Raw genomic sequence first — 14941 nt, 5'->3', positions numbered from 1 at the left:
ATTAATGTCCCTCCGCGGCGATCAGCCGCCGTTTGGTCAGTTGATCGTAGATCATCACGGTAAGCAATCCTTCCGCGATGGCGATCGGGATCTGCGTCAGGCAGAAGATCCCCATAAACTTCAGGATCGATCCACCTGCCCCGGTGGCCGGATCGGGAAAGGCCACCCCGAGCTGGACGGAGGTGACAAAGTAGGTCATCAGATCCGCCAGCATGGCGCAGAGAAAGACCCCGACATCGCGACGGATCCCCGCCCGGCAGGCCAGCTTCCACACCAGATAGCCGACCATCGGGCCGATCACCGCCATCGACATCCCGTTAGCGCCAAGGGTGGTCAGGCCGCCATGCGCCAGCAGCAGCGCCTGGAACAGCAGAACGATCGCCCCCAGCACCGCCACCACGCCCGGCCCGAAGAGGATCACCGCCAGACCAACGCCGGTCGGGTGCGAGCAACTGCCGGTCACCGACGGGATCTTCAGCGCCGAAAGAACAAAAATAAACGCCCCGCACAGGGCCAGCAGCACCTTCTGATTGCTCTCCTCCTGGACGATACGCCGCAGGCGCACCAGGCCGTACCACAGGCAGGGTAAAAACAGCAGCCACCACGCCAGCGCCCACATCGGCGGTAAAAAACCCTCCATGATATGCATGGCGAACGCCTCCTGCGGGACGATGATCAGCAGAACAGCCGCTGCCAGCCCCCCGTACGAAAGCTGCTTCAGCGATTTCACCTGATTCATTACGCCTCCTCCCACTGTTTGTTAACCAGGATGGTCGAGAAATAGGGCAGCGGCTGGTCATCGCTGACCTCGCGCAGACGGCGCCAGCACTGCTCGCCCGGCAGGGTGGCCTCTGACATCATCAGCGCCGCATCCAGCAGCCCCGCCTGCGCCAGCAGCGCCTTAATGCGGGCGAAGCGGCTATAGACTTTCATCAGCACCAGACTGTCATGCTGGCGCAGCGCCGCGGCAATGTCCGCTTCCGGCGCGGTACAGGAGATCACCGCCAGCGACTGCTGCTCCATAGCCAGCGGAGTTTTCGCCCGCGCGGCAATGGCGGCGAAGGAGGTAACGCCAGGGACAATCTCCAGCCAGTCCGGGCAGCCAATCCGCTGCAGCAGAAAGACCCAGGTGCTGAACAACATGGCGTCGCCGAGGGTGATAAATCCAACCTGCCTGCCCGCCGCCACCTCCTGGGCCAGCGCCGCGGCAACGTCGTTCCACACCGCCTCTTTTTCCGCGCTGTCGGCGCTCATCGGAAAATGGCAGCAGCGGACCTCCGTGTGTGCGCCAAGGTACTCGCGCACGATGGAGAGGGCCAGGCTGTCGCCGCCTTTGCGGCCGGCTGGCGCGTACAGCACATCCAGCTGGCCGAGTATCCGCGCCGCACGCACGGTGATCAGATCGGCCGCCCCCGGCCCGGTGCTCAGGGCGTAGAGTTTGCCGCTCATGCTGCTTTCTCCATCGCGTTATTCAGCGCCTGCTGCAGATGGGCGACAAACATCGCCCGCACCGCCGGATTTTCCCCTAACCCGTTCAGCCACGGCGTGGCAGGAATACCGGCGGCATTAAAGCGGGTTTTCCACGAATCGTCTTCGTCGGAGGCCATATCATTAATGGCATGATCGCCGGCCACCAGCATCAGGGGCATCAGATGCACGCCGGTCACGCCCTGGCGGGAGAGTTCGTTAATGACGATGTCCACTTCGGGATAGCTTTCCACCGCCCCCACCCGCGCCGGAAAACCCTGCACCGCCATCATATGATCCAGACAAGCGTAGGCCGCGAAGGCGTGGTGGCTGGCGCCGTGCCCCATAAACACCACTCGCTCCGTCGCCGCCAGCGGCGGCATCTGCTGGCGCAGGGCCTGCATCAGCTGAACATAATCGCCATGACCGCTCAGCAGCGGCACGCCCAGCGTCAGGCGCTGAAAGCGCGGGCGCAGGCTCTGCACTTCGCGAACGATCTTCTCGTACTCGTCGCCGTTGATAATGTGCAGGGACTGGATCGCCACATCCTGGTACCCCTGCTCAGCCAGCTTTTGCAGGGCCTGCAGCGGGGTATCGATATGGATACCGTCGCGCTGCCGCAGTTTGCGAATAATCATCCCCGAGGTGAAGGCGCGGAACAGCGTGCGATCCGGACAGCTGGCGGCAAGATCGCGCTCGCAGGCGGTAATGTTCTTCTCGCGGGTGTCGTGATAGCTGGTGCCGAAGCTCACCACCAGAAGTGCTTTTTTCATATCCTGTTCCTCAAGTCGCCGACAGCCAGCGCGTCAGCCGCGTAGCGAAATCGGCCTGGCTTTCCAGTAATTCATCGCCCTTCACCAGCGGCGCCGGGCGGGTAATGACGATGCAGGGGATCCCCGCATCAAGACAGGGTTGTACTTTTTCCTGATAGCCCCCTTCCGCGCCCGAGGCTTTCGTTACCACAACATCAGCCCGGCACTGGCGATAAAAGGCGGCGTTAAATTCGGCGCTGAACGGCCCGCAGAGGGCAAAGATTTCCCCGACGCCAAACCCCAGATCGCTACAGTGCTGAACCACCTCCGGCACCGGCAGCACCCGGGCGAGCAGCGTTTTCTCCGCCAGTCCCGCCCGCCAGGCCGCCAGATCTTTGCTGCCGGTGGTCAGCAGGATCCGCTCCCCGAGGCGACGGGCCAGCGCGCAGGCCTCGTTCAGATCGCCGACCACGTGAAGTAGCGGATGGCGCAGATCGCTCAGCTGCTCCGGCCTTTGATAGCGGCTGAGCAGGACCCCGACGCTGGCGCAGGCGCGCACAATATTCTGGCTGACCACTTCGGCGTAGGGGTGAGAGGCGTCAATCACCCAGCGGGTGCGCTGCGCCCTGAGCCACTCCGCCATCTGCTGCCACTCCATGCGCCCGCAGCGTATCCGCCCGCGGATATCGCCGGCCAGCCGCTCGCCGGTGGGGGTCGCCACCGACAGGGTGTAGCGCACGCCGGCGGCGTCCAGCTGCTGGCAGATCGCCCGCGCATCGCTGGTGCCCCCGATAACCAGCACGTCGCCGTGGTTCACAGCGCGTAGCCTCGCGGGGTGATCATCAGACCGTTGTCGATGTAAGTCGCTTTGTTGCCGACGATGACCAGACTGGTCATATCCACCGGGGCAAAATCCATCTCTCCGAGGGTGGTCAGCCATTTCTCCTGCTTTTTGCGCCCGGCGGATTTGACTACGCCGACCGGCGTGTCCGGGCTTTTGCTGGCCGCCAGCAGCGCAAAGGCGCGCGCCAGATGCCCTTCGCGGCCGCGGCTGCGGGGGTTGTAAAAACAGATAACGAAGTCTGCTTCCCCTGCGGCGACAATGCGTTTTTCAATCACTGGCCACGGCGTCAGCAGATCGCTGAGGCTGATATGGCAGAAATCATGCATCAGCGGCGCGCCGAGCAGCGAGGCGGCGGCGATACTCGCCGTCATCCCTGGGATCAGACGGACCTCAATGTCCAGCTGCTGCTTATTGACCAGCTCCAGCACCAGCCCCGCCATGCCGTAGATGCCGGCGTCGCCGCTGCTGATCAGCGCAACGTTGTTCCCGGCCTGCGCCAGCTCAATGGCGGCCTGGCAGCGTTCAATCTCTTTGCACATGCCGGTTTTGATCACCTGCTTGTCACCGGTAAAGGCTTTTACCAGGTGGGTGTAGGTCTTGTAGCCCACCACAATCTCTGCCGCCTGCAGGGCCTCCACGGCTTCCATGGTCATCATCGCCTGCGAGCCAGGGCCAATTCCGATTACGCTTAACATCAGTGTGTTACTCCCAAAGTAATGGTCACGCCCTGCTCGCGCAGGGTTTCGCCGGACAGGTTTCCCTGACTCAGCAGCCAGGCCACCGGACCGGAGACGCTGCCGACGCCGACCGTCTCCCGGACAAAAGACGAGGCCGGAAAGCGGTGCTCGTGCTCGCGCAGCGCCTCGGCGCTGAAGGTTTCGAACGGCACCCGGCAGCGGTGAGCCAACTGGCGCAACCCCGGCTCGTTTGCCTTCAGGCTCACGCTGCCGATCGCTTTCAGCGCCAGCGGGTCAAGACGCTGAGCGGCAAGCTGGCGATCCAGCAACGTACAGAGCAAGGAACAGGGGGTGTCGCGCCGACAGCCGATGCCCGCCACCACCCGCTGGGGCACCAGCTTCCAGTGAGGTACCGGCAGCGACGGCAGCGACCGGCGCAGGGTGACGCAGATCAGCGCGTCGAGCGCCGGCAAGCGCGCCAGGTCGCTTACCGGGATAAAGCCGCGTTGGTCGCACCGGCTTAGCGCCTCGGTGAATTCGCCGTCGCACCACAGCCCCACCCGCTTGCCGCTCACCAGCATCTGGTTGACGGTTTTCACCGCCGCGCGAAAATCGGTCATCCGGGCGTTCAGCTGGAAGGCCAGCGTGTCAAGGGCGGCCAGCTCGTTGACATCGGTGGCGGTGGTGATCACCGGGTCGGCGTCGAGCATCCCGGCCAGATAGCGGGTCAGCGCATTCGCCCCCCCGGCATGGCCGGAGAGCAGGCTGATGACGTGCCGGGCGCGCTCATCAATCACCACCACCGCCGGGTCGCTGAGCTTGTCATTCACCAGCGGGGCCAGCACCCGCACGGCAATCCCGGTGGCGCCGATAAAAATCAGCGCCGAGAAGCTGCTGAATGCCTCGCGGGCTGCGCTGGCAAAGCCGCCGTTGAAGGGGATAAACCCCTCTTCCTGCAGCGCTTCGCTGGTGTAGCAGGTGAGCGGCAGCATGGCCGCCAGCCGTTTTGCCAACCGCACGCCGCCGGGCGTCAGGCAAAACAGGGCAATGGATTCAGGCTTTACGGTATTCATGGCTAAAATCCGCTGCGTACAGTTTTGAGTAGTGATACTCATCGCCGAGGAAGGGGCCGACCAGGATCAGCGCCGTTTTGCGGATCCCGGCGTCGCGTACTTTGTCGCCGATGTCCGCGAGGGTACCGCGGACGGTCTGGCTTTCCGGCCAGGTGGCCTTGTAAATCACCGCGACCGGGGTGGTCGCGGGGTAGCCGCCCTCCACCAGCCGCTCCGCCACCCGGTGAATACGTTGCACCGACAGGTAAATCGCCATCGAGGTTTGATGGCTGGCAAAGGCCTCCAGCTGTTCGCGCGCGGGAACCGGCGTGCGCCCTTCCAGACGGGTAATAATCAGACTCTGCGAGACTTCGGGTACCGTGTACTCCACCCCCAGCTCGGCCGCCGCGCCGAGGAAAGCGCTGACGCCCGGCACCACCTGCCAGCGGATCCCGCGGCGGGTCAACTCTTCGCCCTGCTCGCGCACCGAGCCGTACAGCGAAACATCGCCCGTCTGCAGACGCACCACCGTTTTTCCCGCCTTCACCCCCGCCTCCATCAGGTCGAGGATCTGCTCCAGATGCAGCGCGGCGCTGTCGTGGCACTCCGCCTGTGGCGGACAGTAGGCCAGCAGCTCGGTGTTGATCAGCGACCCGGCGTAGATCACCACCTGCGCCTGCTGCAGCAGACGGTAGCCTTTGAGAGTAATCAGTTCGCGATCGCCAGGACCGGCGCCGACGAACCACACGCAATGGGGATCAAAAGTCTCAGCCATGGTTTTCTTCCTTCTGACAGGCGATGACAAAAACGGGATTATGGGGTTTGAAATAGTGGCCGCTGCCCAGCGTGGCCAGAGTGGAGACCGCCAGCTGCTGACAGTCCACCTCGCGAATGCGGCACTGCTGCAGGTGCCCCAGGGCGCTATGAAGGTTTTCCTGCAAAATAAAAGTCATCACCAGCCGGCCGCCAGGATGCAGCTGCGCCAGCGACCAGTCGATCAGCGCCGTCAGGTGGCCGCCGCTGCCGCCCATAAAGATCGCGTCGGCTTTGTCGGCGACCGCCAGCGGCGCAACGCCCGCCACGATAGCGATATTGTCGCAGCCAAAGCGCTGCCGGTTGTCCGCCAGCAGGCGCAGCGCGTCGGCCTGACGCTCAATCGCCGTCACCCGCAGCACCGGGTTCTGCAGGGCGGCCTCAATGCTGACGCTGCCGGTGCCCGCGCCGATATCAATCAGGTGGCGCGCACGGTGCAGCTCCAGCTTCGCCAGCGCCAGCGCGCGCACGGCCTCTTTGGTCATCGGCACCTGGGCGCCGCGCAAAAACAGCTCATCTTTCATCGAGGATCACCACCGCATTCATCTCATATTCGTCCTCCACGGCGCTGACCGGCAGCCAGTGGATCCGCTCGTTTTCCATCGCCAGATTTTCGCCGATCACCATCCAGCGGTGGCCTTTGCCGCGGGCCGTCAGCTGGGCGGCAATCTCCCGCGGACCACAGCGGCCGTCGGTCACCATGGCGACTTTCCGGTGGGCGGCCAGCGCATCGAAGCTCACCGCCCGGCCATGGCTGCTGGTCAGCCACATGTCGTTCATGTCGATGCCCGCCCGGGCGCAGAGGTACTGCACCGCGCTGATGCCGGGGATCACCTGCACCCGTTCCCGGCCAAAGTGGGCAATCAGCCGGGTGCCAATGCCATAGAACAGCGGATCGCCGGAGGCCAGCACCACGACGTGGCGCCCGGCGCGGGCCTCGATCCACGCCAGCAGCGCCGGCATATCGGCCCCCAGCGCAAAGCACTCCCCGGCGAAGTCGGGAAACTGCCGGAGGTGGCGGCTGCCGCCCACCAGCGCCTCGGCGGCGGCGATTGCCTCGCGCGCGGCCGGGGCCAGCCACTGCAGCCCCGCCGGGCCCATTCCCACGACCGTCAACATGTCAGCTCCCGGGCAATCGCCGCCAGCGGACGGCTGCTGCCCAGCACCTGGTTATCAAAAGAAAACAGAACCGCGTCGCAGGTGGGCGGGTGCTGAGTGAAGCGCAGCATCTCAAGAACACGCTGGCAGATTCGCTCAGCCAGATGGTTATAGAGACGCTGGTATCCCCAGGCGTCGATATGCTCCATTGCCGCTTCGGTGGTGTCGCACTCGCTGACCAGCGTCAGCAGCGGCAGCGGCGCGCCAAGCAGCGCCAGATGAGCGACGAGGGTTTCCATCCGCGCATCGGCGATATGGCTGTGGGTATGAAAGATCCCGGCGGCGATTTTGATCAGTTTGCCGGGGTGGCCGATGAGCACAATCTGGCGGAAACCAAGCCGGACCGCCTCTTCAATCATGTAACCGACGAAGTTGCTCATGGTGACCACCACCTGCGGGTCGATGCCCATCTGCTCGCGGACAAAGCGCTCGCCGTGGTTGCCCGGCACCAGCACCACGCGCTCCAGCCCGGCGGCGCGTTTTATCTCCAGCTCGAGGGAGAGCGAGCGCTTCCAGCTCTCTTCCGACATCGGGGTGACGATCCCGGTGGTGCCGATAATCGAGATGCCGCCGAGGATCCCCAGCCGCGCGTTATAGGTTTTTTGCGCGCGAAGTACACCTTCCGGGGCAAAGATCTCCACCTGCGCGCCACGGGAAGGGCCAATCGCTTCGCGAACGGCGGTCTCGATGGTGTGCCGCGGAGTACGGTTTATCGCCGGGCTGCCTGTCGGCAGACCGATCCCTTTGCGGGTCACCGTGCCGATGCCCTCGCCGCCCTGCAGGCTAATCTCTCCGCTGTCATTGAGGGTCACCCGGGCAAAAATCAGCATGCCGTGGGTGGCGTCGACATCATCGCCGCCGTCTTTACGGATCGCGGCGACCGCCTGCTGCCCTTCGACGTGCGGAGACTCGACGTTCAGGCACAGGGTGACGCCGGAGGGGGTGACGATCGAGACCTGGTGGATCAGATGCTGGCGCATCACCATCAGCGCCGCCACTTTTGCCGCCGCCGTGGCGCAGGAGCCGGTGGTGTAGCCCTTGCGCAGCGCTTTGCCGTGATGCCACACCGGGGCGTCAAAGGTCTGATCGCTCATTGCGCCTCCCGCAGGTGGTAAAGCAGAGCGTTCACAATCGCTGCCGCCACGTTGCTTCCCCCCTTGCGGCCGAGCGCGGCGATGGCCGGCAGGCCGCTCTCGCTGAGCGCCGCTTTCGACTCCGCGGCGCCGACGAACCCGACCGGCACCCCCACCACGCCGCCGATGGCCGTCTCGCGATGTTCCAGCAGGCGAAACAGTGCGGTTGGCGCATTGCCGAAGACGAACACTTTCTCCCCGGGCTCCTGCACCGCAATATCCACCGCCGCCATCGAGCGGGTCATCCCCCGGCTTTGCGCCTCGCGCACCACCCGTGGGTCGCTGATATAGCAGCGGCATTCGCCGCCAAAGCGGGCCAGCAGGGTTTTGTTGATCCCGGACAACGCCATGGTGGTATCGGTATACAGCGTGCAGGGCCGGCTCAACGCCTCGCTCAGCGCGATCAGGGCATCCGGAGAAAACCACAGAATATCCAGCCAGTCGAAGTCAGCGGTGGTGTGGATCACCCGCTTGATAATCGCCTCGTGCAGCGGGCTGGCGAAACGGTAGTCCGGTCGCGTTTCGGCGATGATCTCGCTGATGATGTCGAAGCTTTTCGACTCGATCGCCTGCGGTTGTTGGATGTACTGCATCAGGTTCTCCTCAGGCCGCGCCGACCAGCCAGTAGCGCACGCCGATAAATAGCGCCAGCGCCAGGCTTGACGCCACCCACATTAATCGAATGGTTCGGGAAATATCGTCCACCGCGATGCCGCGGACGGCGTCGCCTATCCAGGGCTTTTCAACGCGCTGGCCGAAGTAATCGTTCGGGCCGCCAAGGCGGATCCCCAGCGCGCCGGCGACGGTCGCTTCCGGCCAGGCGCAGTTAGGACTGCTGTGCTGATAACGATCGCGCCAGCCCGTACGCAGCGCCCGGGCGCCATCTTCCCGGCATAGCACTGCGGCAAGGCTGAGCAGCAGCCAGCTCAGCCGGGCGGGAAGGAAGTTGGCTACATCATCAAGACGGGCGCTGACCATGCCGATCGCCCGGTATTTTTCGTGTTTATAGCCGACCATGGAATCGAGGGTGTTGACCGCTTTATAGGCCATGGCCAGCGGCGCGCCGCCCAGCAGCAGGAAAAAGAGCGGCGCGATAATGCCATCCACCGTGTTTTCCGCCACGGTCTCCACCACCGCACGGTTGATCTGCGCTGGCTGGAGCTGAGAGGTATCGCGCCCGACAATCCAGGAGAGCTTATGCCGGCTTTCGGCGAGATCCGCGGCCTGCAGCGGCCGGGCCACCGCCATCGCCGACTGTGCCAGACAGCGTCCCGCCAGCACGGTGAAGATCATCCACACCTCCACCAGCCATCCCAGCCAGGGATGGAGCCCGTGCGCCAGCGCCAGTGCGCCCCAGGCCACGCCCCATGTCAGGCCGGTCACCACCAGCCACATTACCCCGCCGCCGATGCGCAGCGCCCGGTCGCTATGGCAGACGCGCCGCACCACACGCTGGCTGACGGTGATCAGGCGACCTATCCAGCGCACCGGATGCGGCCAGTGCGGCGGATCGCCAATGAGCACATCAAGTATCCAGGCCACACACCAGGCGAGAAGAGTCATTGCGCCCTCCTTGCCGCTCGCAGCCAGTGGTTGAGCATGGTGGGGCGCTGGGCAAAGTGGACATGGAGATAGCTGGCAAAGGCGCTGCCGGACTGCCATCCTCCCGGCCACTGCTGGAGCGTCTTACCGTCTCGCTGTTTACGGCAGGCCAGTACGGCAGGGGTGGCGGGCGAAAAATCGGAGTAATGAAATTCATGGCCGCGCAGCCACTCGCCAGAAGCGGCCAGCAGCGTCTGCTGCTGCGCCTGCGCTTCGCAGTAGCCGAACCGGGTCAGACGCGTCCCCATTCGGCTGTGTCCAGGAATAATATCCGCCATGGCGTAGCGCTCGCCGCCGGTGACTTCCAGGGTCGTGCCCAGATACATCAGGCCGCCGCACTCGGCGTAGATCGCCACCCCGCGCCGGTGCGCCGCGCGAAGCTGCGCCAGCATCTCATGGTTGGCGGACAGCCCGGCCGCATGCAGCTCCGGGTAGCCGCCGCCGAGCCAGATCATCTGGCAGGCCGGCAGCTGGCGATCGCGCAGCGGGCTAAAGCGCACCATCTTCACGCCGCAGCGCGCCAGCAGCGCCAGGTTATCGGGGTAATAAAAATTGAAGGCCTCATCGTCGGCGAGGGCCAGCGTCAGTCCTTCGCCGGCGTCGGCGGCAAGCTGTTCCCCCCACTCGCCGGCCGGCATGGCGGCCAGTTCGCTGAGGGCCAGTAGCCGGTCTATGTCGAGGGTGCGCCCCAGCAGGCTGGCAAAATCCCGCCATGCCTGCTGATTGACCACCGACTCGCGGGCGGTCACCAGCCCCAGATGCCGTTCGGGCAGCACCACGCCTTCCACGCGCGGCACATAGCCGAGCACTGGCACCTGACAGTAGCGCTTAATGGCGCTTTTCAGCAGCTGGAAGTGCGCGTCGCTGTTAACCCGATTGACGATAACGCCAGCGATGTTGAGGGCCGGATCAAAGTGTTGAAAGCCCATCACCGTGGCGGCGATGGAAGTCGACACCGCTTTGCCATCCACCAGCAAAATCACCGGGCAGCCAAGCTGTTTAGCCATCGCCGCGCTGCTGCAGTAGTTGGGGTCGATGCCGTAGCCGTCATACAGGCCCATCACCCCTTCGATAACCGCGATGTCGGCCTGCTGCAGTTGTTCGGCAAACAGCGCGTTGAGTATCGGGGCGGGAAGCATAAAGCTGTCGAGATTGCGGGAGGCGACGCCGCTGATGGCGGTGTGCCAGGCGGTGTCCAGGTAGTCTGGCCCCACTTTACACGGTTGCACCCGCAAACCGCGCTGTTGGAGCAAGCTGAGCAGGCCAAGCGTAACGGTGGTTTTGCCACAACCGCTGCCGGTACCCGCAAGAATAAACGCACGCCTGGTTGCCATACCCTGTCCTGTTCAGGTGGTCGGGGTATAGCTGCGCGCATGCCTGGTCCTGCGACCACGCACCGCTAAGCCACCCACTTCCCACCGAAGTTGTTGGTCAGTTACCGGCAGGCAGGTCTTCTGGCTTAGCCTCGTTCTCGCCCGCCCTTCCCAATCTTTCGATCAGTGGTTTTTGCGGGGTCGTCAGCATCACAGCAGCGGGGGCTGCGGGGGATTTACACCCCCTTCCCTGACACCAAACTGGTGTCGAACCTGTCGGTTGTATTCGCCGATGCGCCATGCATCCGCGGTTAATGTTTCAAGCTTACTTTTACCGCCTCATCGCCTGCAAAATGACGTCAGCGAGGTGAAGCGGTGTTGTGATATTCATCAGTCTCGTATTAACGGACACTCTATCCCATCACAAAAATAAAAACTGGTGTAGTTTATCCCTCGAATATCACTATTTTGTTGCGCTATGACAATTTATTGCTCTACTGTCGTTTTTTTCATTTTATAATGATGAAGATACTCCGGGATATCAAAAATCGGCAATAGCAAAATATTGTCATTTAAAAAGACTCAGTTTGTGATCCGGCATTAATTTGCTGACGAAATGCCTGCGGCGTTACCTGATAGGTCTGGCGAAACACTTTGCAAAAATAGCTGGTTTGCGAAAAACCTAAATTCCGCGCGATGCTGGCAATGCTCCAGTCGCTGTGGCATAGCAGCTCTTTTGCGCTCGCCATCCGCTGCTGATTGACCCAGGCGTTAAAGCCGATCCCCTGATACTTTTTAAACAGTTTGCTGAAGTAGTACGGGCTGAGATAGACGTGCGCCGCCACGTCCTCCAGACGCAGCTCATCGGAGAGATGCGCGTCGATATAGCGCAGCGCCTTCTTCATTTTGCCATCGTGCGGCGAGGCCGCCCGGCAGGCCTGCGCCGGGTCGTTCTGCGGCGGGTTATCTTTGATAACCACAAAGTTGAGCTGTTTTTTCAGGCAATTCTCGACGATCAGCTTCAGCAGATCCGCCGAAGCGATAACCCGCGAATAGTCCATCTCAGGCACATCGCGAAACGCCTGGACCAGCGCCGGATCGTCCTGCCAGCGGTCATCCACGTTCAGAATATCAACCAGTTCAATATCATTGCTCAGACGCACCTGGCCGCACAGCACGAAGCCAACGAGGTGGCCGGCGATCACCAGCGGGATGGAAAAATCAGTTAACCCCGCGTGACAGCGGTAGATACACAGCTGGTCATTTTTCGAGGCTTCCAGCCCGCCGCAGCGGTCGCTCATGCGACAGCGTCCGCTGTGCTCCGGGTGCTGACGCATGAGTTGGCAAAACGGCGTGAAATTAAACAGTTCAGAAATCTCATCACCGTGAATATTGACGACCACAACCGCCAGACTGGTGGCTTGCGCAAAATCCTGTGCGATTTTATTGATGAGTTCTGAGTTCAGGGTACTCGCAGAAATCATGATAAAACCCCTCAGTTAATTTTTTGTTATAAATAAAACATATTATTCATATTTCCCTTTTTTAGCATCAGATCCCGTCGACGATAAAAAAGTGCATTGACAATAACAAAAGTCTCCCACCCCGGGGAGACTTTTTGAGCGGTTCGTGATATCGGTTCATGAAATAGTTTTGCTATTTCAGTAATACATTTTTCACTGGATGCTAACGCGTATTTTTCTCCTCAACGCAGGTATGACAGGGAAGATTATTAGCGATGAGAAAACGATAAATTGCGGAGCCGAGGCAGGCGCCCAGCAATGGCGCGATGATGGGCACGATAAAATAGGGAATATCCCTTCCGCCAGTCATCGCGATGTCGCCCCACCCGGCGAGCCAGGCAAATAATTTCGGGCCAAAATCGCGCGCCGGGTTCATCGCAAAACCGGTAAGCGGCCCGGTCGAGGCGCCGATCACCGCTACCAGAATGCCAATCAACAGCGGCGCCAGCGGGCCCTTGGGTACGCCATTGCCATCATCGGTGAGCGCCATGATCATCCCCATCAACATCGAGGTGATCACCACCTCCACCAGCGCCGCATGCCAGATGCTGAGCTCAGGCGCCGGGTAGGTACTGAAGATACTGGCCAGCTGCAGGCTTTCCAGGCTGCCACGCACCATATGATGTACCGTTTCAAATTGCGTAAACAGGGTGCTGTAAAGTATCCAGGCCAACACGGCGCCGCCAAACGCGCCGGCGACCTGGGCCACGATATAGGGCAACACTTTTCTGCCCGGGAAGCAGGCAAACAGCCACAGGGCGACGGTGACGGCGGGGTTCAGATGCCCCCCCGAAATGCCGGCCGTCAGGTACACCGCCAGAGAAATACCCAGTCCCCAGATAATACAGATCTCCCACAGCCCCAGGCTGGCGCCAGCCAGCTTCAGAGCACTCAGGCAGCAGATACCAAAAAACAGAAATAGCCCGGTGCCTAAAAACTCGGCGATACATTGCGCACGTAAAGAACCATTCATTGTGACACCTCTTGACGTAGTTCGTGTCCAGGCCAGCCAACCATCCGCTGGCTCGTTGGGTACGGCGAGGCCCACTATAGAAACCGGCGGCAGCAAAGTGTTGGCATCCTGCGGAAAACGGGCGGCGTAAAGTCGCTGAAGAAGAGCAATTTATTGCTATTTGCTCGCGAATCCATGCAGCAATGGCGGGCGTTCAGGGGATATTTTTATTTCCAACTCAATAATAAAAAATTGCAAAAGCGCAGTGCTTATTTTCCAACAAATATCACACCACGCAAAATATCGCATAGCAAAAACAATTTAAAAAATCACGCCCAAAAATGTAAATACGGAACAGCATCCGCAAGATAATCACATTAATAAGTAAAATAAAAACCAATAAAAACAACAATATAAAATAAATCATGACTATTTATTATTATATAAAAACCACTATTTTTTCGTTCTACACCATCAACTCAGCCATTCTTTTTCGCCGCCCCGCCATATAGTTCCCTCACTGGAACATACCCTGCGAGGTCTTTATGCAACAAGAAGCATTAGGAATGGTAGAAACCAAAGGCTTAACCGCAGCCATAGAGGCCGCTGACGCAATGGTTAAGTCGGCCAATGTTTTATTAGTTGGCTATGAAAGGATCGGTTCAGGCCTGGTGACCGTCATCGTGCGTGGCGACGTGGGGGCAGTTAAAGCCGCTACCGACGCCGGTGCCGCCGCAGCCCGCCACGTGGGCGAGGTGAAAGCCGTACACGTTATTCCCCGCCCCCATACCGATGTTGAAAAAATCTTACCGAAGGGGAATAGCCAATGAGCAGCAATGAGCTGGTTGAACAGATCATGGCGCAAGTCATAGCCCGTGTGGCGACGCCAGAGCAGCAGGCGCTTCCCGATACCCCCCATCCCACAGGAGAAACGGCTATGGCAGAGGAAAGCTGCAGCTTAACGGAATTTGTCGGGACCGCCATTGGCGACACCCTCGGGCTGGTCATCGCCAACGTGGATGCCGCATTGCTGGAAGCCATGAAGCTTGAAAAACGCTATCGCTCTATCGGCATCCTCGGTGCGCGCACCGGCGCCGGGCCGCACATTATGGCCGCCGATGAAGCGGTCAAAGCCACCAACACCGAAGTGGTCAGCATTGAGCTTCCTCGCGACACCAAAGGCGGCGCCGGCCATGGCTCGCTGATTGTGCTGGGCGGGAACGATGTTTCCGACGTCAAACGCGGGATTGAGGTCGCGCTGAAAGAGCTGGACCGTACTTTCGGCGATGTCTACGGCAACGAGGCGGGTCATATCGAGCTGCAGTATACCGCGCGCGCCAGCTACGCCCTGGAAAAAGCCTTCGGCGCTCCGCTGGGCCGCGCCTGCGGGATTATCGTCGGCGCGCCGGCGTCCGTTGGCGTGCTGATGGCCGATACCGCGCTGAAATCAGCCAACGTCGAAGTGGTGGCTTACAGCTCACCGGCCCACGGCACCAGCTTCAGCAACGAAGCCATCCTGGTGATTTCCGGCGACTCCGGCGCGGTGCGCCAGGCGGTGATCTCCGCCCGGGAGATCGGCAAAACCGTACTGGGGACGCTGGGCGCCGAACCGAAAAACGATCGCCCCTCCTACATTTAATATCCGCGAGGCTGAT

General features: G+C 61.4%; 17 protein-coding genes and 1 riboswitch. Of the genes, 2 read left to right on the top strand and 15 right to left on the bottom strand.

The features are described from left to right. Nucleotide 1 precedes the first annotated feature (1 nt). The 15 genes from cbiM to pduF form a co-directional block, all read right to left on the bottom strand. Entirely contained in the window at nucleotides 2–739 is a 738-nt protein-coding gene (gene cbiM, locus R0140_RS04620) for a cobalt ECF transporter S component CbiM (RefSeq protein ID WP_008806286.1), read from the bottom strand. Then, nucleotides 739–1449: a cobalt-factor II C(20)-methyltransferase gene (locus R0140_RS04615; protein WP_023287952.1), complete on the bottom strand. Its 711-nt coding sequence runs from the start codon at nucleotides 1447–1449 to the stop codon at nucleotides 739–741. Before R0140_RS04615 ends, cbiM begins: the two co-directional genes overlap by 1 nt. Beyond that, nucleotides 1446–2240, bottom strand: coding sequence for a sirohydrochlorin cobaltochelatase (gene cbiK / locus R0140_RS04610; RefSeq protein ID WP_008806288.1), 795 nt, complete (start codon nucleotides 2238–2240; stop codon nucleotides 1446–1448). Before cbiK ends, R0140_RS04615 begins: the two co-directional genes overlap by 4 nt. Before the next feature lie 10 nt (nucleotides 2241–2250). Then, on the bottom strand, nucleotides 2251–3036 hold the full coding sequence (locus R0140_RS04605; protein ID WP_008806289.1) for a cobalt-precorrin-6A reductase: 786 nt from the start codon (nucleotides 3034–3036) through the stop codon (nucleotides 2251–2253). Then, nucleotides 3033–3758: a precorrin-3B C(17)-methyltransferase gene (locus R0140_RS04600; protein WP_008806290.1), complete on the bottom strand. Its 726-nt coding sequence runs from the start codon at nucleotides 3756–3758 to the stop codon at nucleotides 3033–3035. Before R0140_RS04600 ends, R0140_RS04605 begins: the two co-directional genes overlap by 4 nt. After that, a complete protein-coding gene (cbiG, locus tag R0140_RS04595; protein WP_032740945.1) occupies nucleotides 3758–4813 on the bottom strand; it encodes a cobalt-precorrin 5A hydrolase in 1056 nt (351 codons plus the stop codon). Before cbiG ends, R0140_RS04600 begins: the two co-directional genes overlap by 1 nt. Further along, complete coding sequence (locus R0140_RS04590; protein ID WP_004149602.1) at nucleotides 4794–5567, bottom strand: cobalt-precorrin-4 methyltransferase; 774 nt, start codon at nucleotides 5565–5567, stop codon at nucleotides 4794–4796. The genes cbiG and R0140_RS04590 overlap by 20 nt, the downstream gene beginning before the upstream one ends. Continuing rightward, complete coding sequence (locus R0140_RS04585; RefSeq protein ID WP_012540685.1) at nucleotides 5560–6129, bottom strand: decarboxylating cobalt-precorrin-6B (C(15))-methyltransferase; 570 nt, start codon at nucleotides 6127–6129, stop codon at nucleotides 5560–5562. Before R0140_RS04585 ends, R0140_RS04590 begins: the two co-directional genes overlap by 8 nt. After that, nucleotides 6119–6724, bottom strand: a complete 606-nt coding sequence (locus R0140_RS04580) for a cobalt-precorrin-7 (C(5))-methyltransferase (protein WP_012540684.1) — start codon at nucleotides 6722–6724, stop codon at nucleotides 6119–6121. The genes R0140_RS04585 and R0140_RS04580 overlap by 11 nt, the downstream gene beginning before the upstream one ends. Beyond that, nucleotides 6718–7857, bottom strand: coding sequence for a cobalt-precorrin-5B (C(1))-methyltransferase CbiD (gene cbiD / locus R0140_RS04575; RefSeq protein WP_032740947.1), 1140 nt, complete (start codon nucleotides 7855–7857; stop codon nucleotides 6718–6720). The genes R0140_RS04580 and cbiD overlap by 7 nt, the downstream gene beginning before the upstream one ends. After that, on the bottom strand, nucleotides 7854–8489 hold the full coding sequence (locus tag R0140_RS04570; protein ID WP_032740949.1) for a cobalt-precorrin-8 methylmutase: 636 nt from the start codon (nucleotides 8487–8489) through the stop codon (nucleotides 7854–7856). The genes cbiD and R0140_RS04570 overlap by 4 nt, the downstream gene beginning before the upstream one ends. A gap of 10 nt (nucleotides 8490–8499) precedes the next feature. Continuing rightward, nucleotides 8500–9459 (bottom strand): adenosylcobinamide-phosphate synthase CbiB, encoded by a 960-nt coding sequence (gene cbiB, locus R0140_RS04565; protein WP_032740951.1) that lies wholly within the window; start codon nucleotides 9457–9459, stop codon nucleotides 8500–8502. Continuing rightward, nucleotides 9456–10832 carry a cobyrinate a,c-diamide synthase gene (locus R0140_RS04560; protein ID WP_317703949.1) on the bottom strand — a complete coding sequence of 459 codons (1377 nt, stop codon included), beginning with the start codon at nucleotides 10830–10832 and terminating at the stop codon, nucleotides 9456–9458. The genes cbiB and R0140_RS04560 overlap by 4 nt, the downstream gene beginning before the upstream one ends. 92 nt (nucleotides 10833–10924) lie before the next feature. Further along, nucleotides 10925–11103, bottom strand: a riboswitch (cobalamin riboswitch). Nucleotides 11104–11383: 280 nt separating this feature from the next. Beyond that, nucleotides 11384–12295 (bottom strand): transcriptional regulator PocR, encoded by a 912-nt coding sequence (pocR, locus tag R0140_RS04555; protein WP_012967304.1) that lies wholly within the window; start codon nucleotides 12293–12295, stop codon nucleotides 11384–11386. A 202-nt stretch (nucleotides 12296–12497) separates the two neighbouring features. Continuing rightward, nucleotides 12498–13307: a propanediol diffusion facilitator PduF gene (gene pduF, locus R0140_RS04550; protein ID WP_032740957.1), complete on the bottom strand. Its 810-nt coding sequence runs from the start codon at nucleotides 13305–13307 to the stop codon at nucleotides 12498–12500. Nucleotides 13308–13831: 524 nt separating this feature from the next. Between pduF and pduA the strand changes: the two genes are divergently transcribed. Then, nucleotides 13832–14116 carry a propanediol utilization microcompartment protein PduA gene (gene pduA / locus R0140_RS04545; protein ID WP_002915737.1) on the top strand — a complete coding sequence of 95 codons (285 nt, stop codon included), beginning with the start codon at nucleotides 13832–13834 and terminating at the stop codon, nucleotides 14114–14116. After that, entirely contained in the window at nucleotides 14113–14925 is an 813-nt protein-coding gene (gene pduB / locus R0140_RS04540) for a propanediol utilization microcompartment protein PduB (protein ID WP_317703948.1), read from the top strand. Before pduA ends, pduB begins: the two co-directional genes overlap by 4 nt. Nucleotides 14926–14941 lie beyond the last annotated feature (16 nt).

This window comes from Klebsiella sp. w6, from assembly GCF_033100215.1.
Classification (GTDB): domain Bacteria; phylum Pseudomonadota; class Gammaproteobacteria; order Enterobacterales; family Enterobacteriaceae; genus Klebsiella; species Klebsiella variicola.
Note: the sequence above shows the minus strand (reverse complement) of the source record. Positions and strands in the feature narration are given on the sequence as shown.

Excerpts from the sequence above, each read along its gene's own strand:
- pduF (WP_032740957.1), bottom strand. The coding sequence starts at position 13,307 with ATGAATGGTTCTTTACGTGCGCAATGTATCGCCGAGTTTTTAGGCACC.
- pduA (WP_002915737.1), top strand. The coding sequence starts at position 13,832 with ATGCAACAAGAAGCATTAGGAATGGTAGAAACCAAAGGCTTAACCGCA.
- R0140_RS04560 (WP_317703949.1), bottom strand. The coding sequence starts at position 10,832 with ATGGCAACCAGGCGTGCGTTTATTCTTGCGGGTACCGGCAGCGGTTGT.
- cbiD (WP_032740947.1), bottom strand. The coding sequence starts at position 7,857 with ATGAGCGATCAGACCTTTGACGCCCCGGTGTGGCATCACGGCAAAGCG.
- cbiG (WP_032740945.1), bottom strand. The coding sequence starts at position 4,813 with ATGAATACCGTAAAGCCTGAATCCATTGCCCTGTTTTGCCTGACGCCC.
- cbiB (WP_032740951.1), bottom strand. The coding sequence starts at position 9,459 with ATGACTCTTCTCGCCTGGTGTGTGGCCTGGATACTTGATGTGCTCATT.
- R0140_RS04615 (WP_023287952.1), bottom strand. The coding sequence starts at position 1,449 with ATGAGCGGCAAACTCTACGCCCTGAGCACCGGGCCGGGGGCGGCCGAT.
- pocR (WP_012967304.1), bottom strand. The coding sequence starts at position 12,295 with ATGATTTCTGCGAGTACCCTGAACTCAGAACTCATCAATAAAATCGCA.
- R0140_RS04590 (WP_004149602.1), bottom strand. The coding sequence starts at position 5,567 with ATGGCTGAGACTTTTGATCCCCATTGCGTGTGGTTCGTCGGCGCCGGT.
- cbiM (WP_008806286.1), bottom strand. The coding sequence starts at position 739 with ATGAATCAGGTGAAATCGCTGAAGCAGCTTTCGTACGGGGGGCTGGCA.
- pduB (WP_317703948.1), top strand. The coding sequence starts at position 14,113 with ATGAGCAGCAATGAGCTGGTTGAACAGATCATGGCGCAAGTCATAGCC.
- R0140_RS04580 (WP_012540684.1), bottom strand. The coding sequence starts at position 6,724 with ATGTTGACGGTCGTGGGAATGGGCCCGGCGGGGCTGCAGTGGCTGGCC.
- R0140_RS04585 (WP_012540685.1), bottom strand. The coding sequence starts at position 6,129 with ATGAAAGATGAGCTGTTTTTGCGCGGCGCCCAGGTGCCGATGACCAAA.
- R0140_RS04600 (WP_008806290.1), bottom strand. The coding sequence starts at position 3,758 with ATGTTAAGCGTAATCGGAATTGGCCCTGGCTCGCAGGCGATGATGACC.
- cbiK (WP_008806288.1), bottom strand. The coding sequence starts at position 2,240 with ATGAAAAAAGCACTTCTGGTGGTGAGCTTCGGCACCAGCTATCACGAC.
- R0140_RS04570 (WP_032740949.1), bottom strand. The coding sequence starts at position 8,489 with ATGCAGTACATCCAACAACCGCAGGCGATCGAGTCGAAAAGCTTCGAC.